This window comes from Bacillus sp. 37MA (genome assembly GCF_000372765.1).
Taxonomy (GTDB): domain Bacteria; phylum Bacillota; class Bacilli; order Bacillales; family Domibacillaceae; genus Domibacillus; species Domibacillus aminovorans.
Genome location: NZ_KB889752.1, coordinates 3405328 through 3427545 on the forward strand (window position 1 = coordinate 3405328; position 22218 = coordinate 3427545).

The window sequence follows — 22218 nt, forward strand, 5'->3', positions numbered from 1 at the left end:
AGAGATCATGATGGCAAAATCACTTCAAATTAAATCGGTAATGAAAACATTCGGCCAGACGACTGCGCTTGAAGAAATTCATCTGGACATTGAAAAAGGAGAGTTTGTCAGTTTACTAGGACCGAGCGGATGCGGGAAATCAACGCTGCTCCGGATCATTGCGGGGCTCGATCAGCCGACAGCGGGAGGATTGAACGTTGATGGAGCTGATATTACAGCTTCGTCTGCTTCTTCACGAAACATTGGCATGGTGTTTCAGTCATATGCGCTGTTTCCAAACATGACGGTGCGCAAAAACATTGAGTTTGCTCTCAAGCCGAAGAAGCTGTCAAAAAAGACGCGCACAGATAAAGCGATGCATATGCTGCAACTTGTCGGACTTGAAGCACTCGCAGACCGGACACCGCAGCAATTGTCAGGTGGCCAGCAACAGCGGGTAGCACTGGCGCGCGCACTTGTGATCGAACCGGATTTTCTTCTTCTTGATGAACCGCTATCGGCGCTTGATGCGAATGTGCGCCATCAGCTACAACAGGAAATTCGCCGTATTCATCACGAATTTGGCATGACAACGATTATGGTCACGCATGATCAGGATGAAGCGCTCACCATGGCTGACCGGATTGCGGTGATGAACAACGGACGCATTGCCCAGTACGATACACCACAAAATGTGTACCGGTTTCCTGCTGATTCGTTCGTCGCATCTTTTATTGGAACGTCGAACCAGATCGAACAATTGGGGGAAACACGCGTGATCCGTCCCGAGCATTTCTTCGCTGCTAACGCCCAATCCGGCATGGAGACATATGTGGACAGTATGATGTTTAAAGGCGCATATTACCGCCTGAAAGTGAGTGTCACAGACCGAACATCGCCACTTTTTAATGAAAAACTCATTGTGGATTTGCCGGCAGACGTCGTGGACAGCCGAAACATTTGCCCAAGGAAGATTGTCTATTTATCCGTGCATGAGCATGAAGCACGGCCTTCAAAAAAAGTGGTGATGGCGTGACGCTACTTTCTGGTGTGAAAATATTGGGGCGAAGTGTTTCATTGTGGCGCCCGCTTCAATTAACGATTATTTTCTTATCATTTGGCTGTCTGCTTTTTATGCCAATTTCGGCGTTGTTTCTCGAAGTGGCCAAAGATGAAGAAGGCAGATGGACCGGGTTTGGCCAGGCAATCAGTTATTTGTTCAATCCAACTTTGTTAACAAGCTTTCAGCATTCGCTGACGATTGCTCTTTGGACAACGGTTTTTGCACTGTCGTTTGGTTTTGTGTATGCATTTGCCATTTCGCGTACGAATGTGAAAGGGAAGCGGGTGTTGCTCGGGTTTGCCATGTTGCCTCTTTTTGCCCCGACGATGATGCACGGGATTGCGCTCATTTATTTATTTGGGCGGCAGGGGATTGTGACGACCGGTTTGTTTGGTCTCTTTCCAGGTGTTGACATCGGATTGTATGGCCCGGTCGGCATTGTGATGGCGGAGATTATCTATACTTTCCCACAAGTCGTTTTGCTTATGTACGTCGCGCTTCGTCAATCGGATCAAGGATTGTATGATGCCGCGAAAACGATGGGTATCAGTTCAGCGGGCCGGCTTTTCGGCATTACGATTCCCAGCATTCGGCTCGCGTTTGTGAGTGCCGGAATGGTGGCATTCACACTCAGCTTCACGGATTACGGTGCACCGAAACTTGTTGGAGGACAGTACAATGTGCTCGCGACTGATGTGTACAAGCAGGTCGTCGGGCAGCAAAATTTTGCGCTTGGCGCAGTAGCTGGGATCTTACTAATGACACCGGCACTGATCGCATTCGTGGTTGACCAAGCTGCGTCACAAAAGCCGTCGTTTTCATTGAATGCAAAAGCAAAAGCACTTGAGATTGGCATACATCGGGTCCGTGATGTGTTGTTCGGTTTATTCGCATACGGCATGGCGCTCGTTGTTGCGGTTTTGTTTTTGATGATGATTGTGGCGTCTGTGACCCCGGTCTGGCCATATACATTCGGATTTTCACTTGAGCATTTTACGTTTAACAGTTACACAGGAGACGGGTTTACAGTCTTTTTAAACAGTTTGATTGCAGCGACTGGTACGGCGGTATTCGGTACTCTTTTTGCCTTTTTGTTTGCGTACTGGCTTCAAAATGGTGCTCTGCCGGCTACACTCGCGAAAATGGGTCATTTTATGAGCCTGCTTCCGATGGCGGTGCCGGGTCTTGTGATCGGGATCAGCTACGTGCTGTTTTTCAGTCGCCCCGAATGGTCATTCTTCGGACTGGTGGTGCCAAATATGCTGCACGGATTGTATGGAACGATGGCGATCGTGATTGTATCGACGGTTCTTCATTTTTTCTCTGTTACTTATATGACGGCGCGGACGGCTTTGAAGAAGCTGGATGCGGAATGTGAACAGGTCGCGAAAACACTGGGGCTGACGCGGATCGATACGTTTCTTTATTACACATTACCATCGTGTGCACCGGCGCTTTTGGAAATGGCGATGTATTTTTTCGTCAATTCGATGGTCACAATCTCGGCGGTTATTTTCTTGTACACGCCGGATACAAAAACAGCGGCGGTTTCGATTGTCAGCCTGGATGATGCAGGAAATATCGAAGCAGCAGCAGCGATGGGGCTTTTAATTGTCCTTGTGAATGTTGTTGTGCGTTTTTTATATGAACAGCTCCTGCGCATGGCAGTAAAAAGAACAAAACGAAAAGGAGAGATTGCGTGATGAAAACAATTCAAGGTGTATTTCTTGATTGGGCGGGAACGACAGTAGATTACGGCTGCATGGCGCCGGTTGAAAGTTTTGTGAAAATATTTGAAGAAAAAGGGATTCGGGTCACGATGGATGAAACACGCGAGCCAATGGGCATGGCGAAAATCGATCATATCCGGACGATGCTTGAGATGCCGTCGATTCGAAAACAGTGGCAAGGAGAGCCGACAGAAGCGGATGTTCGTGAGCTGAATGAGCGGTTTGAAGCGTGTTTGTTTGAAAGTCTTGATGAATACACGGATCCAGTGCCAGGCGCGGTAGAAGCGGTCGAGACACTGCGGGAAATGGGATTAGTCATTGGGACAACAACAGGCTATACGAGGGAGATGATCGACATTGTGCGTGCGGGTGCGGCGGAAAAAGGCTATGAGCCGGATGTGACTGTGACAGCGGATGATGTGGATGCAGGCCGTCCATATCCATGGATGATGTATTATGCGGCGATGAAGCTCGGTATGTATCCGATGAACAGGATTGTGAAAGTGGGCGACACGACAGTCGATATGGAAGAAGGCCGGAATGCAGGTGCATGGACAGTCGGGCTGATTTACGGCTCAAGCGAACTTGGCTTATCAATGGAGGAAGTATCACAGTTGACAGAAAACGAACGCGCCGTTTGTGAAGCGGCTGTACGTGAAAAACTAATGGCGGCAGGTGCGCATGCGGTGCTGTTATCCATTGACGAGCTGCCGGCGTTTATTCGCGAACTTGATCGTACTCTTTCGGAAAAGGAGGAATCATCATGGTCCGTTCTCTCCTTTTAACTCCAGGTCCACTGACAACAACAGATGCCGTTAAAACAGTGATGATGGGTGACTGGTGTACGTGGGAAGAAGAATACAAAAAGCTGACGCGCGGCATACGCAGTCAGCTCGTGAAACTGGCTGGCGGCGGAGATCAGTATACTGCTGTTTTGATGCAGGGCAGTGGTACATTTTCGGTGGAGGCGGCGATCGGTACGTTTATATCAAAAGAAGATCATGTGCTCATCGGCGTGAACGGGGCGTATGGACGGCGGATGGTGGAAATTGCCGAACGTTTACATATTCCGTACAGCACGGTGACGGCAGATGATACAATGGCGCTTGAAGTTGCTTCATTTGAAGAAAAGCTGCGTGCTGATTCATCGATTACACACGTGATGTTCGTTCATTCGGAAACGACTGCGGGGCTTTTGAATCCGGCTCAAGACATTTGCGGGATTGCGAAACAATTTGGAAAAACGACGATGGTCGATGCGATGTCGAGCTTTGGCGGCATGGACATGTCAATGGCTAACTGGAACATGGATGTTCTCGTTTCCAGTTCAAATAAATGCCTGCAAGGTGTGCCGGGTTTTGGTTTTGTACTAGCAAACCGTGCGCTGTTAAAATCACGAAAAGGATGTGCACCGTCGCTTTCGCTTGATGTGTACGATCAGTTCGAAACGATGGAAAATGACGGTGGGAAATGGCGGTTTACTTCGCCCACACATGCGGTTCATGCGTTTTCACAGGCACTATTGGAACTGGATGAAGAAGGTGGTGTGTTAGCACGGGAAGCGAGATACCGTGAAAATCAAGAAACATTGATCGCCGGCATGGAAGCACTTGGTTTTAAAACGGCTGTCTCGAAATCAATTCAATCACCGTTTATCGTATCGTTTTTGTATCTAGACCGCGCGTTTTCATTTGACACTTTTTATAGAGCGTTAAAAGCAGATGGATTTATTATTTATCCAGGGAAATTAACGGATCTTCCTGCATTCCGGATCGGGACCATTGGTGATATACACGTCTCGGATATTCAGCGGCTGCTTGAATCTATTAAAACGTATATGACTGTGAGAGGAGCGATACGTATATGAAAATATTTTGTCTAGGTGGAGCAGGCAGAATCAGCAGAGAAGCTGTCCTTGATTTAGTGGAGCACTCTTCATTCGAAGAAATTATGATTGGCGATTATAATGAAGAAGAAGGCTCCAGTGTGGTAGAGTGGCTGAATGATCCGCGTGTGTCGTTTGTGAAAGTAAATGTGTTTGACGAAGCAGATACGATAGCCAAGATGACCGGATTTGACATTGTGCTGGACGGGACGACGATTCAATTGAATGGCCAAACAACGAAATTGATTGCAGCGGCGGGCTGCCATGGGATTAATTTGAATGGATTCGGGGAAGAGTTTGCCTATGAAGAGACGTTTAAAGCAAACGGAAAAACAATGCTGCCAGGCTTCGGAATGACGCCGGGCCTGACGCAAATGATGGCGATGTACGCAGCGAACCGTCTGGATTCGGTGCAGTCCGTCCGGGTGAGCCACGGGTCGTTCCGGCCGATTGCATTTTCCAAATCTATTGCCGAAACGACGACCTATGAATATGACCCGGAACTGCCAGGGCGTGTCGTATTTGAAAACGGTGAATTTGTTCAGGTGAAGCCGTTTGCCCGTCCGCGTGATATTCATTTGCCGGAGCCGTACGGTCATACGGTACAGTATATTATTCCGCATTCCGAAACAGTAACGCTCGCCAAAGCATTGAAAGATAAAGGCGTCCAGTTAATTGAAACACGCGGCACATGGCCGGAGCAAAACATGCGTCTCGTGCGTGCACTGTATGAGTATGGCATTTTACGAAATGAAAAAGTAAGTGTTGGCGGCGAAGAAGAGGGTATAATGGATATCATCAGTTCATACTTGCTTCAATCAGAAGAAGGACAGTCGACCGAACTGTATGGCTATGCGCTTCATATAGAAGTGATCGGGGAAAAAGACGGCGAGGCGATTTGTTATGAGCTGACGCATACGCACCCGAAAAGCGATGGGTCCGTGCCAGGTTGGGAAGGGCTGCGTGCGTATACGCGTAATGTGGCGATTCCGTTTGCGGTGGTGGCGGAACGCATGGCGAAAGGAGACGTGGGAAAAACGGGTGTGCTGACGCCGGAAGAGGCATTTGGCGCCCATCCAGAATTATTTTTCCCGTTGCTTGAAAAACGAGGCATTCATGTTCATATCGAAAAGAAAGCTGTCTTGCCTGAAGAATCGTATGTATAAAGGCAGGTGGACGCCGATGCTGGCGGAAGAACGAAAATTAAAGATTATGGAGTACGTAGCGGAATATGGAAGTGTACGAGTTTCGGATCTTGCCGAAGAATTTGTCGTGTCGACGGAAACGGTCCGTCGCTATTTGGATGAGCTGGAAAAAGATCAAAAGCTAAAAAAAGTATACGGCGGTGCGGTTCGGCTCAGTGAAAAAGAGGAACCGCCGATTTTAAATCGGGAAACGAAAAACCGGCTGGAAAAGCGGCTTATCGCTGAACAGGCCGTCTCGTTTATTTTAGAAGGTGATGTTGTGTTTATCGATGAAGGAACAACAACTTTGCAAATGGCAGACGGGCTGAGCCGGTTTAAAGAGATCACTGTGATGACCACATCGTTTCCGCTCGCCAACCGGTTAATGCAGACGGATTTTGAAGGCGACATCATTTTCCTCGGTGGACTCGTACAAAAAGATCACTGGCGGACGGCTGGCAGCTTGACGACGAAAGTGGTACGGGAACTTCATGCCGACAAAGCGTTTATTGCCGTTGACGGGGTTCATCCGGAATTTGGCCTTTCCTGCTACGACAGCGACAAAGCTGTGCTCGGCCAGATGTATATGGAACAGGCGGAAACAAGTTATGTGCTCGCGGACTATTCAAAAATGAACACGCGGGCCACACACTGTATTGCGCCTTTGCAGCAAGTGGATTTCATCGTCACCGACCGCCCGGCAGAAGGCAGCTGGTCGAATGATAACTGGGTGGTTGCGCGGTCATAAATAAAAACTCCGGTGAGGGATCTCCGGAGTTTTTTGCTTTGGTTATGATACAGGCATGACGATGGAGAAAAGGGGATTATCATGAACAACAGTGTGTGACCGTGAACCAATTTTCGGACAGCAGTGTGTTTATTAAACGCTTGAAACGGTACAAACGAATATGCTTCACAACGGCAGGATAATCACTAGCAACGAAAAGGAAATATTTCTTCGGTAAAAGTCAAATATGATTTCATCACGAAAATTCCTTTACTATTTCATGAAGTTTTTCAGGTTTTAAAAATGATGATATAGATTCTTCAGTTTGAAGGGTAAGAGCAGCGCCAGCAAGTCCTAATTGGCAGGCACTAAATAGTGATTCTTTGTTCATGATTCCATATATTGCACATGAGGCAAATGCGTCACCAGCCCCTGTGACATCAACAATATCAGCTTTGAAAGGAGACAAATGCCCAGATTCCTCAGTAGAGAAATAATAAATCCCCTGATCACCAAGCGTGATAATAACTTTTTGAACGCCACGCTGTCTAATTTTTTCACATGCTGATTGACAATCTTTGATTGAGTCGATTTTTATTTCAGCAAGCATCTCTGCTTCTTCTTGGTTAGGAATCAGCAGTTCTACACCATCAAGACGTAAAGGAAGTTTTCGAGCTTTGGCTGAAGATACAGGGTCAATGTAAATAGGGATGTTTTCATCGCTGCAGCGTTTAATTAAATAGCTGATACATTCCTTAGGAATATTCGTATCCAAAAAAACAGCTTTTGAGGCAACGATATAGGACCATTTTTCGTCAATCATGGAAGTTGTTATTTTTTCGTATATATTCATATCAGCCATGGAGACAATACTTTCACCATTAATATCTAACAAGGTGGTAAAAGTCCCTGTACGTTCAGTTGGGAATACCCATACTTGACTAACATCCACTCCTTGACTTTTCGTTTGCTTCAGTATCCAGTTACCTTCTTTGTCGTCGCCGACACAAGTCATAAGAGAAGTGCTACAGCCGAGCCGGCTTAAATTTTCGGCAAAGTTGCGTGCTACACCTCCACAAACTTCAGTAATTTTTACTGGATTGGATGAATATAAACGCACCTTCTGATTTGTTCGCGCTTTTCGGTCTGTGTTTGCCCCTCCGATACATACGATCGAGGATTCTTCTTGGAGAATATAGCCACGTCCTTTGATTTCACCGCGTCTCGTCAGGTTAGCAATATAATTAGCAACAGCAGGTCGTGATAAACCAACTTTACTTGATAATTCTTGCTGTGAAATGAAAGGATTCATTTTTATGTAAGATAAAATTTGTTGCTCCTTATCCATTAAACAACCTCATCTCTCTTTGAACAATAGTTTATATAATAAACAAGTGTTTGTAAATGCTTAATATTATATACAATTTTGATAGTATTCTTATAGATTGGTGATAATAATAACTTTTTCCTTCTGTTTGTTTATAAAGAAAACCGATAGTTCGTATGCTAAGGAAACAAAATTGCTTAGCGTACAAAATTCTCGTTTTTACTCTTGCCCCCTAATTTATTATACAACTAAAATACTTTTAGGATAATTTATACTCTTGAGCCATCTCATTTCTGTGCTTTCAATTCAAATAGTAGTGCTCCTAACGTGCTAAAATTCCGCTTGAATTATAAAGGTTTTAAATTTTATTATTATTATCTTTACTAGTGATAGATACATTGTACGAGACCTAAATATTACAGACAGATAATATAGTCAAATCTATTATAAACAAAAAATAGATTGCAAAAAAGTCTATCTGTGATTTATATTGGGTACTATGATTTTTTTGCCATACGAATTTTGAAAAATCATAATAATTATAAATTATAGGAGGAAGTAGAATGATGAAAACGTATCTGTACCCCCTGTTGGTAGTTATAGCAGCTAGTAGTTATGGTGTAGTTTCAACTATCATAAAATTAGCAATGCATAGTGGTTTTTCAGCCCAGGAAGCCGTTACAAGTCAATTTTTTATCGGTTTTTGCATCGCTGTGTGTATTTACCTTCTTACAAATAGAACGAAATTAAGCTTTAATGGAGTTAAAATTCTTATCTTTGCAGGCGTTTTAACGGGGTTAACAAATATTGTATACGGTCAGTCTTTGAACTATTTACCTGCTTCATTGGCAGTTGTACTACTGTTTCAATTTACATGGATAGGCATGTTGATTTCTTGTATAACAAAACGCCAACTTCCCAGTCGAATTGAATTTTTTTCTATAATAATCTTGGTTATGGGATCCATACCAGCAGCTGGTTTGATTGATGTTGATTTATCTCAAATACCTTTTCAAGGGTGGTTATGGGGGTTGGCGGCCGCTCTTTGTTATTCCCTATTTTTATTTGTTAATGGTAAGGCAACTACAAGTATGACAACCTCTAATCGGTTAGTAATTGTTTCTTTCACTGCTTTTATGATGTCGGCTGGTTTTCAGTCTCCGGAAATTATTTGGAATGGGACTTTGTTTAACGAAGGACTTTGGATGTATGGTTTGGCATTGGGGTTATTTGGGATGATTATTCCGGTTTTCTTATTCACTATAGCAGTTCCTAAAGTTGGATTAGGTATGACATCAATCTTGAGTGCTATTGAATTGCCAATCGCGGTAATGGTGTCAGTCATATTACTAAGTGAAACTGTTACTACGCTGCAAATAGTAGGTATTGTAACCATTATTCTCGGTATAAGTTTACCAACGATACTAAATAGAAATATATTGTTAACTAAAAATGAAGTTGCGCAACAATAAGCAAAAAATAAATCTTACATGCTTGATGATGTTTGATGAATTTTAAAAAACACAAATGAAAATATTGCTGATAGACAATGCCTCATCCAAAAGATAAAGTGGATGAGGCATTTTTTTGGTTTAGGCTCAACTTTAGGATTGATTATACCAGTAGTATTATTCCCGATTGCTGTATCAAAAATTGGTTCAGGATCAGCATCAATTTTAAGTGCTATTGAGTTACTATTTATTGTTACAGTTTCTGTTTTGTTATTACATGTAAGTGTAAATTTAGTACGGGTATTTGGTATGGATCTTATATTGGTTGGGATGATGTTGTCATCAATAAAGTTAACAAATTGCGAAAGAGTGTTTTAATTTTTATTTGAAACACTATTGACAATCTAAAATGAAAACGTATACTAAACATATGTTTAATTGATAAACACTTGTAATGAAAAGGGGGTGTAGAAATGGCTGATGATATTAATGAAAATGAAGAATTAATTTTAGGCATGATAAGAGAAAATCCGTTTATTTCCCAACAGGAGCTATCAGAAATTGTAGGACTATCAATGTCGTCAATTGCTAATATTATCTCTGAACTAATCAAGAAAGAGTATGTTATGGGCAAGGCTTATGTTCTAAATGAAACAACCCCTATTATTTGTATCGGGGGAGCAAACGTAGATAGAAAATTCTATGCGAAACATGAAATTACTAATGAAACGTCTAATCCAGTAAAATCCTCTACATCAGTTGGAGGAGTAGCAAGAAATATTGCTGAAAACTTAGGGAGATTGGGTGAGGAAGTTTTCCTAATTTCAGCAAGTGGCCTCGATTCAGAATGGGAAGAGATTCGTGCTTTATCGTCACCTTTTATGAATGTAGAACATGTCGCTCGCTTTGAAAATTCGTCAACGGGTTCCTATACAGCAGTTTTAGATAAGAATGGTGATTTATCAATTGCATTAGCAGACATGGATGTTTATGAAAATATTACTCCTGAGTTGATGATAAAAAACAGTAATTTTCTTAGAAGAGCTAAATGTATCGTAGTGGACTTGAATTGTCCGAGCGAAACGATTGATTATATTTGTTCTTTCACATCAAAATATAATATTCCATTAGTCATTATCCCTGTTTCGTCTCCAAAAATGAACAGACTGCCAAAAACGTTGAGTGCAGCGAGTTGGCTCATCGTAAATAAAGATGAAACAGAAACTTTTATGAATATTAAAATCAATGATGATGAAGATTGGGAAAATTCAGTTAAGAAGTGGTTGGAGTTAGGAGTCAAAAATGTCATTGTAACGAATGGATCAAAAGGTGTAATGGCAGGTTTGGAAAATGGGGAAATTAAACATTATTCAGCTATCGAAACACCAATGGTTGTTGATGTTACAGGTGCAGGAGATTCATTCTGTTCAGGAGTTATTTATTCTTGGCTGCAAAAGAAAGATACTGATTACATTATTAAATCAGGTTTAGTCAATTCTCATAAAACAATTAAGTCAAAGTATACAGTTAGACAAGAATTATCACAAAAACAATTTACATTAGATATGGAGGCAATTTAAATGAAAAAGTATATTGAATTATCTGCAGAGGTACAACAAGCAAAAGAGACAGGAAAAGCAATCGTTGCATTAGAATCTACAATTATTTCTCATGGTATGCCTTATCCTCAAAACGTAAAAATGGCTCGTGAAGTGGAACAAATTGTTCGTGATAACGGTGCTGTTCCAGCAACAATTGCAATCATTGATGGGAAAATAAAAGTTGGTTTAACAGATGATGAATTAGAGTTGTTTGGTAAAAGTTCAGGTGTTGCAAAAGTATCAAGACGTGATTTAGCTCAAATTATTGCTACAAAACAACTAGGTGCAACGACTGTTGCAACAACAATGATTTGTGCTGAATTAGCAGATATCAAAATCTTTGTAACAGGTGGTATTGGCGGGGTTCATAAAGGTGCCGAAACTACGATGGATATTTCAGCTGACCTTGATGAATTGGCTCAAACAGATGTAGCTGTCATTTGCGCAGGTGCTAAATCAATCTTAGATTTAGGTCTTACACTAGAATACCTTGAAACAAAAGGGGTTCCTGTCATTGGATATGAAACTGAGGTCCTGCCAGCATTCTACACAAGAAGAAGTGAGCATCAATTAAACTTCTCTACTGATTCCATCGATGTAATTGCTGAAACATTAAAAACGAAATGGGAATTAAACCTTAAAGGTGGGGCTGTAATCACTAATCCAATCCCAGAAGAACATGCTATGGATGAAGACTATATCAATGGAATTATTGTTCAAGCAATCAAAGAAGCAGAAGAAAATCATATTATTGGTAAAGATAGTACACCATTCTTGCTAGGAAAAATTAAAGAATTAACTGGCGGAAAAAGCCTTGATGCCAATATTGAATTAGTAAAACACAATGCTAAAGTAGGAACACAAATTGCAGTTAGTTTCAACAATAAAACGAAATAATATGAAATTTAGCTTGTAATTAGCATAAACTCAACTTCTATAAAGTTAAATTTCTCGAAATATTGTTTTCTACAGTATTGACATAATTAGACTTTATAGGAGTTGTTTTTCCTAAAGTAATGTAAACGCTAACAACAAAAGGGGGTTTTTCACATGAATTTTATATTCTTACTAACAGGACTTTTGCTTGTTTTTGTTATTGGATTTTTAGTTAGTAATAATAGAAAACAAATTAAGTATAAACGTATTCTGATCATGTTGGCTGTGCAAATCATTTTAGTTTACTTCATGATGAATACTAGTATAGGTCTAATTGCAATTACTAAAGTGGGCTTGTTTTTTGAAAATTTAATGAAGATTGCTAATTCAGGAATCGAATTTGTATTTGGTGGTATGTTGAATGAAGGGGGATTTTCATTTTTCCTTGCAGTTTTATTACCGCTTGTTTTTATATCAGTTTTAATAGGGATACTTAATTATATAAAAGTATTGCCGTTCATAATCAAATATTTAGGTTTAATTTTAAGTAAAATAACTGGAATGGGAAAACTAGAAAGCTATTTTGCTATATCTACAGCTGCACTTGGACAACCAGAAGTGTTCTTAACAATTATCAAACAAATTCCCCTTTTATCTCCAAAAAGACTTTACACAATTTGTACTTCAGCAATGAGTGCAATAAGTATGGCGATGGTTGGGTCTTATATGACAATGTTAGAGCCAAAGTATGTTGTAACAGCTGTTGTATTGAACATCTTTAGTGCACTTATCGTTGCTAACATTATAAACCCATACGATTTAGACGATAGTGAAGATTTAATTGAAATTGAAGAAAAAGAAAGACTTCCATTCTTCCAAATGGTTGGAGAAAGTGTAATGGATGGATTTAAAATTGTTATTATTGTTGCCGCTATGCTATTAGGATTTATTTCCTTGATGGAATTGATAAATGTGATTTTCTTAGGCGTATTTCACATTTCATTCCAAACAGTTATTGGTTATGTTTTTGCACCAATCGCTTTCTTAATGGGTGTTCCATGGGCTGAAACTGTACAAGCAGGTGGAATTATGGCTACAAAACTTATAACAAATGAATTTGTTGCAATGCTGAATTTTGGTGAGATCTCAAACCATCTTTCCGATAAAACAATTGCAATTGTATCTGTTTATTTAGTTAGTTTTGCAAACTTTGGAACTGTGGGAATTGTTGCTGGTTCAATCAAGTCAATCAGTGAAAAACAAGGGAATCATGTTGCGAAATTTTCTTTGAAATTATTGTTAGGTGCGACATTAGCATCTGTCATTTCAGGCACAATCATGGGTCTTGTCATGTAAATATTATTATAGAGGTGAAATAGAATGACTAAAAGAAAAATTATTATGGATTGTGATCCAGGGCATGATGACGCAATTGCAATTATATTAGCTGCTGTACAACCACAATTGGAGATTTTAGGAATAACAACGGTTTCAGGAAATGCAGAAATCGAAAAAACGACTAATAATGCATTAAAAATTTGTGATTTAGTTTCATTAACAGAAGTTGTTGTTTCAAAAGGGGCGAGTGAGCCATTGGTTCGATTACGAGAAACTGCCCCTGGTATTCATGGAGACTCAGGTTTAGATGGCCCAGAGTTGCCTGAACCTTCTCGCAGCTGGAGTGAGGAACATGGTTTTGATACAATCATAAGACTTATAAAAGAATCAAATGAGCCGGTTACAATTCTTCCAACAGGACCATTAACAAATATTGCTTTAGCTTTATCGAAAGCACCAGAAATTAAGGACAATATTGAAGAGATTGTACTTATGGGTGGTGGAACATTTGGTAACTGGACGCCAACTGCTGAATTTAATATATGGGCTGATCCAGAAGCTGCAAAAAAAGTATTTGATAGTGGGATTCCAATAGTGGTTATGGGACTAGATATAACACATCAAGCCTTAGCAACAAAAGAAGTTATCGAACAAGTGAATACAATTGATAACAATGTTGCTAAAATAGTTGGCGAATTATTAGTGTTTTTTGCATCGACATATAAAGAAATGTTCGATTTTGATGGGGCACCAGTACACGATGTATTAACTGTGGCATACTGTGTTGCACCAGAATTGTTTAAGACGAAAGATGTAAACATTACGGTGGAAACAAAAGGAGAGTTTACTGCAGGAACGACGTTAATTGATCTACATGGGGTCACTGGCAGAAAAGTTAATGCTAAGTTTGGGTTAGAACTTGATGTAGAAGGTTTTTGGGAACTAATGATTGAAGCACTTAAAAAATACTAGAACCTAATATTGAAGGAAGTAAGTTTAATGAAAACTATTTGGATTGCAACGAATAACGTGGGTAAAGCTTCAGAATATCAAGAGATGTTCTCGGATTTAGGTTATAAAATAAAAACGTTGAATGATCTAGAAGATGCTATTGAAATTGAAGAAAATGGTAGTACGTTTGAAGAAAATGCACGAATTAAAGCAGAAACATTATCAAAGATGGTAAATGAACCTGTTTTAGCTGATGATAGCGGTTTGATGATTGATCAACTGAACGGATCACCAGGTGTATATTCAGCAAGATATGCTGGTAATCATAAATCAGATGCTGATAATATGAAAAAAGTATTAGCTGAACTTGAAAACGTTCCCAAAGAGAAAAGAACGTGTCGGTTTATTTGTGTATTAGCTATTTCAAGACCAAACCATGAACCTGTATTTTTTAAGGGAACGTGCGAAGGAGAAATTGCTTTTGAAGCATCTGGTACAAATGGTTTTGGTTATGATCCAATATTCTTTTTACCAGAAGTCAATACAACAATGGCTCAATTAAGTAGAGCTGAAAAATCAAAAATTAGCCATCGTGGAAATGCTATAAAACAATTAAAAAGTAAATTAAACGATTTATTCTAACAATATTCCTTCTATCATTGTATAAACGTTTAATAGAGGTGATAATGTGATTACCGTAATTGGAAGCGTAAACATGGATCTGGTTGTTCAAACAAATCATGTACCCAAAAAAGGAGAAACTACGTTAGGAAATTCTTTTTCAACTTTTTTTGGTGGAAAAGGTGCAAATCAAGTAGTATCTATTGCTAGATTAGGGAAGGAAACTCAAATTATTGGTGCTTGTGGTACGGATGAATATGGAAAGATGGCATTGACTTCATTAAAACAAGAAAACGTAAAAACAGATCATGTGTTTTTATTTCCCGATGAAACAACAGGTATCGCTTCAATCATTGTTTCTAATGCTGATAATAGAATTATTGTCGTTCCTGGTGCGAATAATCTATTGACATCCAATGAAATAGAACTTGTTAAAAATGAGATTATTAAAAGCGAAATGGTAGTTATACAGTTGGAAATACCATCAAATACAGTTCATACAGCATTGAAAATATGTAAGGATCATAACATTCCTGTTGTATTAAATCCTGCACCAATTGATAATTTTAAAAATGAATTTATTGATTTAGCAACGTATATTACGCCAAATGAATCTGAATGTATTAGTATTTTTGGTGAAAATATTGAACAATCATTAGAACGTTATCCCAATAAATTAATTGTAACTTTAGGTGATAAAGGTGCCCGTTTTTATGACGGTAAAAAGCATGTATTCATTAAAGGATTTAATACGAATCCTGTTGATACAACAGGTGCTGGTGATACTTTTAATGGGAGCTTTGCTGTTGCATTAACAGAAGGAAAAAGTATTGAGGAAGCAGTAAGATTTGCAAATGCAAGTGCTTCTATATCAGTTGAGAAAAAAGGTGCTCAAAGTGGTATGCCTTCATTAGAAAGTGTTTTAAATAGGTTGAATTTAGAAATATAGTAAACATTATTAATTAAGATTATTAAAAACCCTCTCATATGATGGGACTGACTCCATAGAGTGAGACAAATAAAAACACCTTTAAGTTGAAAAACGGGTAATGGCTACCTAAAATAACTTGGAGGTGTTTTTTCTAATGGAATGTCAGTTATGAATAAATTAGTCTCCACAAATAAAAAGTCGCATAGGACTCCCAGTTGGCCCATGCTGCAGACAATGTAAGAATCTCTTCTTTCGTCGGTTTTGCTTCCGTTTCCAAGACCAATTTCATCGAATTATGCAACCCTACATCATCGATCGGAAAGGCAGCAGGGAAACGTAGCAGCGCATTAATACATAATTCGCTGTCCAAGGACCGACTCCCCGGATTTTAGTTAGCATTTTCTCGGCCGTTTTTACATCTTTTGCATTCAACAACGCTTCTTTCGTAAGTTCACCGCGAACGAGAGGCCTGGCAACGCCAATTAAATATTCACTTTTCTTGACCGTCATCTTCATATCAGCTAAATCTTCCACCGTTAAATCGGCAATCACTTCAGGTGTAGGAAACAGCCAATATTTCTTTCCATCATATTCAATATGTGTACCAAACATCTCCACAAGCCGCCGTTTCAATGTACAGGCATACGTCAGGTTGATTTGCTGCCCAAGAATCCCCTAAGCAAGAACGATTTCAAAAAAGTATTCATTTGGAGAGCGTGACAAGTAACGCATGTTTTCCTAAAAGCTAAATTCTTTTGGCGTATGGATGACCAATTCATCTATATGATCTTCCCAACTCCCCCTGATCAATGTGTTTGTCTGAAGATCATTTTTGTGTTTTTCAGGAAATTATTTGATCAAGTTATCTTGTTCTTTCACTTTTGTCCCTCCTCAATCACGCGGTCTTTCTATTTTAATCGCATAATTAAGAAAAAAAATTACGTTATCTTGCTTTTTAATTGATAAATCGTTTATTTATAAGTACTAACGTATAGAATAAAAGTAGAGGTGAACACGTGATGGAAGTAAAAAAATCAAAGATTCCCGATGCGTACTGGAGAGCGATTATAGAATGTGACGCAGCGTATGATGACACGTTTTTTTACGGGGTCACGACGACGGGCATCTTTTGCCGTCCTTCTTGTAAATCAAAGACACCTAATCAAGAGAACGTGCGCATCTTCAAAAATGCTTATATCGCTTTGGAGGAAAAATTCAGGCCGTGTAAGCGATGTAAACCTGATGGATTACAATTGCCTGCAGAGGAGTGGATCGAGCAAATTGTTGAATGGATCGATCATCATTATACCGAACCTCTCACACTTCATACATTGGCGGATATTTCCCACGGCAGCCCTTACCACTTGCAGCGATTGTTTAAGCGTGTGAAGGGGATATCACCAACGGAGTATATTCAACAAGTTCGCATTGAAAAAGCAATGAATAAGCTTGAGATAACCGAGCAATCGATTGCTGACATCGGAACGGCTGTAGGATTCTTGAACACGCCTTATTTTATTACATTGTTCAAAAAGATGGTGGGAAATACGCCATCAGGCTACCGAAAAGCATACCACCAAAACGTGAATAAGGGGCGGGAAAATCATGGTGAATAAAAAAGAACAAGTGATCAAATGGTCCACTCTGACATACAAACAGTGGAAATTATATGCAGCCAAAACGGAAAAGGGCCTTTGTTATGTAGGCTCACCTGGGCAGTCGTATGAGGAGCTTGAAGCTTGGATACAAAAACATTTTCCAAAAGTGTCTCTTGTAGAAAATGAAGAAGCATTAAAGCCATATATAAATGAACTGCGCGAATATTTTGAGGGGACACGGCAATCTTTCTCATTAGCTGTAGATGTAAAAGGAACGCCGTTTCAAGAAGAAATTTGGGAAGCGTTAAAGCAGATTCCTTATGGCAAAACGTACTCGTATTCCGATATTGCCGAGCTCATTCAAAGACCTACGGCCGTTCGCGCCGTTGGAACGGCAATTGGTGCCAATCCGGTGTTGATTACAGTACCATGTCACCGTGTCATTGGAAAGAATGGAGCGATAACCGGTTATCGGGGAGGCACGGAGATGAAGCAATATCTGCTTCAATTAGAAGCTAAAAACGGTGGGATTACAAATACCTAATGCAGTGAAAACAAAAATTGAATCGCTAAAGTGGGATCAAATTTTTATTATTTGTTGGATATAGCTGAATTGGATAACTTTTTTCGTTGAAACGTAGACAATACGACACCTCCAACAATAAATATGGCACCTAAGATTTCTACACCTGTAATGGCTTTAGATAGTAAAGCTACTCCCATAAGCATAGCGATAAATGGTTCTAAGTTTGAAAGCATGGAAGCTTTCGAAGCATCAACATATCGAATATTGCGATTCCATGCTAATGTGGCGATTCCATGTACAACAATGGCAGTAGCAATTAAAAAGAGCCAAGTTGGAAATTCTGAACTAACACGAATAGGTTTATCTAGCAAGAAGACAAATGGAATGGAAATGATAAAACCTGTTACATTTGAATACAAAGTGACCGTTAATGAATCTAATTTCAGTGACAATGTTCTTGTCATGATAATCATAATAGAAAACGTGGCCATTGTTACGATGATCCATAACAACCCTTTATCAAACTGGAGGGATGTAGAGCCGCCCTTGGTTACAACAAAATAAATTCCTAGAATGGCTACAATAGAACCTATACACATACGTATAGTTAATTTTTCTTTCAAAAAAACAGCTGCTAAAAATCCCGTTAATATGGGGGTAGTAGCTAAAATTAGCGCAGATGTTGTTGGATCAGCTGTTTGTAAGCCTTCAAAAAAAGACCATTGATTTATAAATACGCCGACAATACCTAATATAATAATCATCAAAAACTCATTTCTATTCACTCTTTTAAAGGATTTTTTAAAGTAAGAGTAAATAAGTAAGCAGATCACAATAAATAATAATCTTAACATGGTGAGCATAGCAGATGAAAAATCCTGAACTAATATTTTACCAAAGATAAAATTACTTCCCCAGACTGCTACACAGAACGTTAGCCAGGCATATACTTTAAACAAAACTAACACCTTCTTTTGTAATGAATGACAACTATGCTATTTTAACGGATACAACATTTCCAGTAAAGAACACACTATTCATAGAAAATATATGTGCAATTAGAGATAGATGTCATAAGACACTTTATCCCGTATTAACGGACAGTAAGACTCCCACTGAAGAAGACAGCTGGAAAGTAGAAGATGGTCAGTTAATAGATCTCTAATTAGCGAATAAGTCAGTTATAATCTGATTAGGTGAAAATGATACTAGTAAACTTTTATATATCAAAGGGCTTATGAGACAGCCCCTTAAAAATTATTCATTTATAAAAGCTGATCTTGTTGGCCCATGCTGAAGACCATGTAAGAATCTCTTCTTTAGTCGGTTTTTCTTCCACCTCAGTGAAAACAAAGACGAACACTTAGCTGTTATATAAAGACCCGAAAATAATTTCAAATAAACCTAGAGGCGTTGCTGGCCTCTAGGTTTTTAGATTAATTCAGAAACGGAATGATGAACGATCGATGTTTGTTTCATATTTTTTAGTAATGCCTGGGTAATGGTGCTTAATGATTTGCTGTCCCTTTTGATAAGAATGCCAAGTGATGGACCTTTGGAAACATCAATTACAGATGAAAAAGAAGCAGGAAATAGACAGGTAATCGAGATTGCTGTTTCACACGCGAAAATCATCGCTACCGAAACAGGGCTCGATGTAACGAACGACATCTTCCAAGTGATGGGTGCGCGCTCCGCTACACGAAGCTACGATTTTGATATGTATTATCGCAATGCAAGAACATTGACGCTGCATGACCCAGTAGATCGCCAACGGCAAATTGCCGGTCAATACGCATTAGGGCTGCTGTAAACCATTGTAAACAAGCAGTTAGTGTATAGTAGTGAATAAAAAATGGTTGGATTATTTAATCGAACAAAACCTTGATCACGCAAAAGCGCCATCCAATCCAGCTAAATATCATACGACAACATTAGAAGCAGCGGATGTGTTTGAATATATCCGCTTTTTTTGCGTGTTTAATAGAAAAACCGCTTCAAAAGTTGTGCCCTTTTGAAGCGGAATCGTTTTTAATCTTCACCGATAATTTTCACTTCTGTTTCAAGCTCGACGCCGAATTTTTCCCGTACTGTATCTTGTGCATGCTGAATTAATTCCAAATAATCGGTTGAGGAAGCACTGTCTACATTTACAATAAATCCAGCATGTTTCGTTGAAATTTCAGCACCGCCGATCCGTGTTCCTTGAAGGCCGCTGTCTTGAATTAACTTGCCGGCAAAATAACCGGTCGGCCGTTTAAAGACACTTCCGCACGATGGGTATTCAAGCGGCTGTTTTGCTTCGCGAAGCGCTGTAAACGTATCCATCTCTTCTTTAATTTTTGCATGCTCACCAGGCTGCAGTTCAAACAGAGCTTCTACAATAATGTAGTCTTTCTCGGTAAAGACACTTTTACGATACCCGAAATGAAAGTCTTTTTCTTCTAGATCAATAAGTTCGCCCGAATGAGAAAAAACGGTCGCTTTTTTTAAAACGGTCGATGTTTCGCCGCCATATGCACCGGCATTCATGACAAGCGCCCCTCCAACAGAGCCAGGAATTCCACAGGCAAACTCGAGGCCAGTCAGATGATGCTCTAATGCCGTATGTGATACATCAATAATTTTTGCGCCGCTTCCGGCAATTATTTGATTGCCTTCTACAACAATCGTATTAAAATGCTCAAGTGTAATAACGATCCCACGCAGCCCTTTATCCCGCACAAGCACATTCGAACCGTTTCCTAAAACAGTAAGTGGAATGTGATTCGACTGTGCATATTCGATGACCAATTGAAGATCTTGTATATGTTTTGGCTTAATGAAAATGTCTGCCGTGCCGCCTGTTTTTGTATATGTGTGCTTCCATAAAGGGAAGAACAAATCAATCGTTTTTTCATCTATCTTCGTTTTTAATTCATTTACAATCTGCAGCGCATCGATAGCTGCTCACCATCCTTTTTATTTGATCATTCTTATTATAAAGGATATGGCGCCATTCGTTAATTAAATGGCGAATAATAATTAGACTTAACGCATTTATGACAGCTTATGCGCCATTACGAGCAATGGTTTATCTTTTTTATAAAGGGATGGTAGTATGGAAGAAGGTGATGGACGATTGCGGGTTTCTTCGTATACAAAACCGTTACAGATGAACCGGAAGACGATCTATAACGCCATCCATCCCTTGTCCTATACAGGTTTATTCTTTCTTATATAAGAATGTTACAGATAAAAGGATACATAACATGATAAAAAGTAACGAATGACGAAAATGAAAATGGACAAAGTGCCGGTAGAGGGAATCTGTAACGCCGATGGTGCGTTCGTCTGCACGTATGTGTTAAGAAAAAACAAAAGGATGGATAATGATGAAAATAGAACGAGATGGACAGACTGTTTTTCCGGTGATCGTTTCGAACTCTTCCAGTTTGAAAAGCGTGAATTTCTTTTTGCTCAAGGAAAGAGAGATGCTTTATTTGATCGATGCCGGCATGAACGATGAAGCATGCTGGAATACACTCCTACATACGCTCGAAGTAAATGATCTTTCACTTAGCGATTTAAACGGTATTATATTGACACATCATCACATTGATCATGTAGGACTTGTCGATCGAATTGTCTCACACCATCTAATACCCGTTTTCGTTCACAAGGAGGCTGTTCCACGTTTAAAACGGGAACCAGCTTTTTTGGAGAAAAGAGCCGATTTCTTTGAAAAACTGTACAAAGAGATGGGATGCGGGAAAGCCGGTGAACAGCAGGCTCGTTTTGTTAGAGAGGCCATTGAAAAAAATAAGGACAACGCGCTGCAAGCCAGTTTAACACCGATCGAGGATGACTTTTTGACAAGTCTTTCATTACGTATAATCGAAACGCCTGGTCATGCACCAGATCAAATGGCGCTTTATGATGAGAAAAGGGGATGGCTGTTCGGAGGTGATTTGCTAATCAGCCACATATCGAGCAATGCGCTAGTTGAACCGGATTCTTCAGGTAATCGAATGATGACACTTGTCCAGCATAGGAATTCCATGAAAAAATGTCTGGATTTAAAAATGAATATCGTTTTCCCAGGACATGGGACGTTAATTGAAAATGGGGAATCATTGATTCAAAATCGGTTAAGCCGCATCGATAAAAAAGCGGGGAAATTTGTTTCTTTTATTGAAAACGGTTCGGCTACAGCAGCTGAAATCGCCTTACGTTATTATAAAAATGTTTATTACGATCAGTTTTCTCTCGTTATGTCGGAAGTGATCGGTCATCTTGATTATTTGGAAAACCGGGGACGTGTTGCGAAAATAAAGGTGGATGGTGTGTGGCAATATACAATTCAGCCGTAACAAAAAGTTTATTTTACATAAGTATGAAAAAAACTCGATAACCGGTCAGAAATGAGGTGGACTGGTTAGAAAACTTGA

22 protein-coding genes and 1 pseudogene are annotated in these 22218 nt (G+C 39.7%); 19 read left to right on the top strand and 4 right to left on the bottom strand.

Annotation, left to right across the window (positions count from 1 at the left end):
- Positions 1–10: 10 nt before the first annotated feature.
- Genes A3M5_RS0118745 through A3M5_RS0118770 form a run of 6 tightly spaced genes read left to right on the top strand, consistent with a single transcriptional unit; the run spans position 11 to position 6589 of the window.
- Positions 11–1015: an ABC transporter ATP-binding protein gene (locus tag A3M5_RS0118745; protein WP_018395314.1), complete on the top strand. Its 1005-nt coding sequence runs from the start codon at positions 11–13 to the stop codon at positions 1013–1015.
- Positions 1012–2745, top strand: coding sequence for an ABC transporter permease subunit (locus A3M5_RS0118750; protein ID WP_018395315.1), 1734 nt, complete (start codon positions 1012–1014; stop codon positions 2743–2745). Before A3M5_RS0118745 ends, A3M5_RS0118750 begins: the two co-directional genes overlap by 4 nt.
- Positions 2745–3557: a phosphonoacetaldehyde hydrolase gene (gene phnX, locus A3M5_RS0118755; RefSeq protein ID WP_018395316.1), complete on the top strand. Its 813-nt coding sequence runs from the start codon at positions 2745–2747 to the stop codon at positions 3555–3557. Before A3M5_RS0118750 ends, phnX begins: the two co-directional genes overlap by 1 nt.
- On the top strand, positions 3536–4639 hold the full coding sequence (gene phnW, locus A3M5_RS0118760) for a 2-aminoethylphosphonate--pyruvate transaminase (RefSeq protein WP_018395317.1): 1104 nt from the start codon (positions 3536–3538) through the stop codon (positions 4637–4639). Before phnX ends, phnW begins: the two co-directional genes overlap by 22 nt.
- Positions 4636–5823 carry a saccharopine dehydrogenase family protein gene (locus tag A3M5_RS0118765; protein WP_018395318.1) on the top strand — a complete coding sequence of 396 codons (1188 nt, stop codon included), beginning with the start codon at positions 4636–4638 and terminating at the stop codon, positions 5821–5823. The genes phnW and A3M5_RS0118765 overlap by 4 nt, the downstream gene beginning before the upstream one ends.
- Positions 5824–5839: 16 nt before the next feature.
- On the top strand, positions 5840–6589 hold the full coding sequence (locus tag A3M5_RS0118770; RefSeq protein ID WP_018395319.1) for a DeoR/GlpR family DNA-binding transcription regulator: 750 nt from the start codon (positions 5840–5842) through the stop codon (positions 6587–6589).
- 235 nt (positions 6590–6824) lie between these two features.
- On the opposite strand, the gene A3M5_RS0118775 is transcribed toward A3M5_RS0118770, so the two are convergent.
- Entirely contained in the window at positions 6825–7916 is a 1092-nt protein-coding gene (locus A3M5_RS0118775; protein WP_018395320.1) for a carbohydrate kinase family protein, read from the bottom strand.
- A gap of 542 nt (positions 7917–8458) precedes the next feature.
- On the opposite strand from A3M5_RS0118775, the gene A3M5_RS0118780 reads away from it, so the two are divergent.
- From A3M5_RS0118780 to rbsK, 8 genes are all read left to right on the top strand, one after another.
- Complete coding sequence (locus A3M5_RS0118780; protein ID WP_018395321.1) at positions 8459–9367, top strand: EamA family transporter; 909 nt, start codon at positions 8459–8461, stop codon at positions 9365–9367.
- A gap of 102 nt (positions 9368–9469) precedes the next feature.
- Entirely contained in the window at positions 9470–9724 is a 255-nt protein-coding gene (locus A3M5_RS26695; protein WP_082193937.1) for an EamA family transporter, read from the top strand.
- Positions 9725–9831: 107 nt separating this feature from the next.
- Complete coding sequence (locus A3M5_RS0118785) at positions 9832–10926, top strand: carbohydrate kinase (RefSeq protein ID WP_026221813.1); 1095 nt, start codon at positions 9832–9834, stop codon at positions 10924–10926.
- Positions 10927–11844 carry a pseudouridine-5'-phosphate glycosidase gene (locus A3M5_RS0118790; protein ID WP_018395323.1) on the top strand — a complete coding sequence of 306 codons (918 nt, stop codon included), beginning with the start codon at positions 10927–10929 and terminating at the stop codon, positions 11842–11844.
- Between the two features lie 153 nt (positions 11845–11997).
- Complete coding sequence (locus A3M5_RS0118795; protein WP_018395324.1) at positions 11998–13179, top strand: NupC/NupG family nucleoside CNT transporter; 1182 nt, start codon at positions 11998–12000, stop codon at positions 13177–13179.
- 24 nt (positions 13180–13203) lie between these two features.
- On the top strand, positions 13204–14133 hold the full coding sequence (locus A3M5_RS0118800; protein WP_018395325.1) for a nucleoside hydrolase: 930 nt from the start codon (positions 13204–13206) through the stop codon (positions 14131–14133).
- Between the two features lie 27 nt (positions 14134–14160).
- Positions 14161–14754 (top strand): XTP/dITP diphosphatase, encoded by a 594-nt coding sequence (locus A3M5_RS0118805; RefSeq protein ID WP_018395326.1) that lies wholly within the window; start codon positions 14161–14163, stop codon positions 14752–14754.
- A 46-nt stretch (positions 14755–14800) separates the two neighbouring features.
- Complete coding sequence (gene rbsK / locus A3M5_RS0118810) at positions 14801–15682, top strand: ribokinase (RefSeq protein ID WP_018395327.1); 882 nt, start codon at positions 14801–14803, stop codon at positions 15680–15682.
- A 148-nt stretch (positions 15683–15830) separates the two neighbouring features.
- Here the strand turns inward: rbsK and A3M5_RS24115 are convergent.
- Positions 15831–16339 (bottom strand): annotated as a pseudogene (locus A3M5_RS24115) (DNA-3-methyladenine glycosylase family protein); the annotation flags it as partial.
- A gap of 344 nt (positions 16340–16683) precedes the next feature.
- Here A3M5_RS24115 and A3M5_RS0118825 point away from each other — a divergent pair.
- Together A3M5_RS0118825 and A3M5_RS0118830 are read left to right on the top strand one after the other, a co-directional pair.
- Positions 16684–17280 (top strand): bifunctional transcriptional activator/DNA repair enzyme AdaA, encoded by a 597-nt coding sequence (locus A3M5_RS0118825; RefSeq protein WP_018395329.1) that lies wholly within the window; start codon positions 16684–16686, stop codon positions 17278–17280.
- A complete protein-coding gene (locus tag A3M5_RS0118830; RefSeq protein ID WP_018395330.1) occupies positions 17270–17806 on the top strand; it encodes a methylated-DNA--[protein]-cysteine S-methyltransferase in 537 nt (178 codons plus the stop codon). The genes A3M5_RS0118825 and A3M5_RS0118830 overlap by 11 nt, the downstream gene beginning before the upstream one ends.
- A gap of 47 nt (positions 17807–17853) precedes the next feature.
- Here A3M5_RS0118830 and A3M5_RS0118835 read toward each other — a convergent pair whose 3' ends face one another.
- Complete coding sequence (locus tag A3M5_RS0118835; protein WP_018395331.1) at positions 17854–18747, bottom strand: DMT family transporter; 894 nt, start codon at positions 18745–18747, stop codon at positions 17854–17856.
- A 596-nt stretch (positions 18748–19343) separates the two neighbouring features.
- On the opposite strand from A3M5_RS0118835, the gene A3M5_RS0118840 reads away from it, so the two are divergent.
- Together A3M5_RS0118840 and A3M5_RS25575 are read left to right on the top strand one after the other, a co-directional pair.
- On the top strand, positions 19344–19601 hold the full coding sequence (locus A3M5_RS0118840) for an acyl-CoA dehydrogenase family protein (RefSeq protein WP_018395332.1): 258 nt from the start codon (positions 19344–19346) through the stop codon (positions 19599–19601).
- Between the two features lie 31 nt (positions 19602–19632).
- The gene (locus A3M5_RS25575; protein ID WP_018395333.1) at positions 19633–19806 is read left to right on the top strand and encodes a hypothetical protein; all 174 of its coding nucleotides are present in this window, start codon (positions 19633–19635) and stop codon (positions 19804–19806) included.
- Positions 19807–19819: 13 nt separating this feature from the next.
- Here A3M5_RS25575 and murB read toward each other — a convergent pair whose 3' ends face one another.
- Complete coding sequence (gene murB / locus A3M5_RS0118850) at positions 19820–20731, bottom strand: UDP-N-acetylmuramate dehydrogenase (RefSeq protein WP_026221815.1); 912 nt, start codon at positions 20729–20731, stop codon at positions 19820–19822.
- A 428-nt stretch (positions 20732–21159) separates the two neighbouring features.
- On the opposite strand from murB, the gene A3M5_RS0118855 reads away from it, so the two are divergent.
- Entirely contained in the window at positions 21160–22140 is a 981-nt protein-coding gene (locus A3M5_RS0118855; protein ID WP_155894739.1) for an MBL fold metallo-hydrolase, read from the top strand.
- Positions 22141–22218 lie beyond the last annotated feature (78 nt).

Bases quoted from the DNA above. Each gene is read 5' to 3' on its own strand.
- A3M5_RS0118745 (WP_018395314.1), top strand. From the start codon at position 11: ATGGCAAAATCACTTCAAATTAAATCGGTAATGAAAACATTCGGCCAG.
- phnX (WP_018395316.1), top strand. From the start codon at position 2,745: ATGAAAACAATTCAAGGTGTATTTCTTGATTGGGCGGGAACGACAGTA.
- phnW (WP_018395317.1), top strand. From the start codon at position 3,536: ATGGTCCGTTCTCTCCTTTTAACTCCAGGTCCACTGACAACAACAGAT.
- A3M5_RS0118765 (WP_018395318.1), top strand. From the start codon at position 4,636: ATGAAAATATTTTGTCTAGGTGGAGCAGGCAGAATCAGCAGAGAAGCT.
- A3M5_RS0118770 (WP_018395319.1), top strand. From the start codon at position 5,840: ATGCTGGCGGAAGAACGAAAATTAAAGATTATGGAGTACGTAGCGGAA.
- A3M5_RS0118775 (WP_018395320.1), bottom strand. From the start codon at position 7,916: ATGGATAAGGAGCAACAAATTTTATCTTACATAAAAATGAATCCTTTC.
- A3M5_RS0118780 (WP_018395321.1), top strand. From the start codon at position 8,459: ATGATGAAAACGTATCTGTACCCCCTGTTGGTAGTTATAGCAGCTAGT.
- A3M5_RS26695 (WP_082193937.1), top strand. From the start codon at position 9,470: ATGAGGCATTTTTTTGGTTTAGGCTCAACTTTAGGATTGATTATACCA.
- A3M5_RS0118790 (WP_018395323.1), top strand. From the start codon at position 10,927: ATGAAAAAGTATATTGAATTATCTGCAGAGGTACAACAAGCAAAAGAG.
- A3M5_RS0118795 (WP_018395324.1), top strand. From the start codon at position 11,998: ATGAATTTTATATTCTTACTAACAGGACTTTTGCTTGTTTTTGTTATT.
- A3M5_RS0118800 (WP_018395325.1), top strand. From the start codon at position 13,204: ATGACTAAAAGAAAAATTATTATGGATTGTGATCCAGGGCATGATGAC.
- A3M5_RS0118805 (WP_018395326.1), top strand. From the start codon at position 14,161: ATGAAAACTATTTGGATTGCAACGAATAACGTGGGTAAAGCTTCAGAA.
- A3M5_RS0118825 (WP_018395329.1), top strand. From the start codon at position 16,684: ATGGAAGTAAAAAAATCAAAGATTCCCGATGCGTACTGGAGAGCGATT.
- A3M5_RS0118830 (WP_018395330.1), top strand. From the start codon at position 17,270: ATGGTGAATAAAAAAGAACAAGTGATCAAATGGTCCACTCTGACATAC.
- A3M5_RS0118855 (WP_155894739.1), top strand. From the start codon at position 21,160: ATGATGAAAATAGAACGAGATGGACAGACTGTTTTTCCGGTGATCGTT.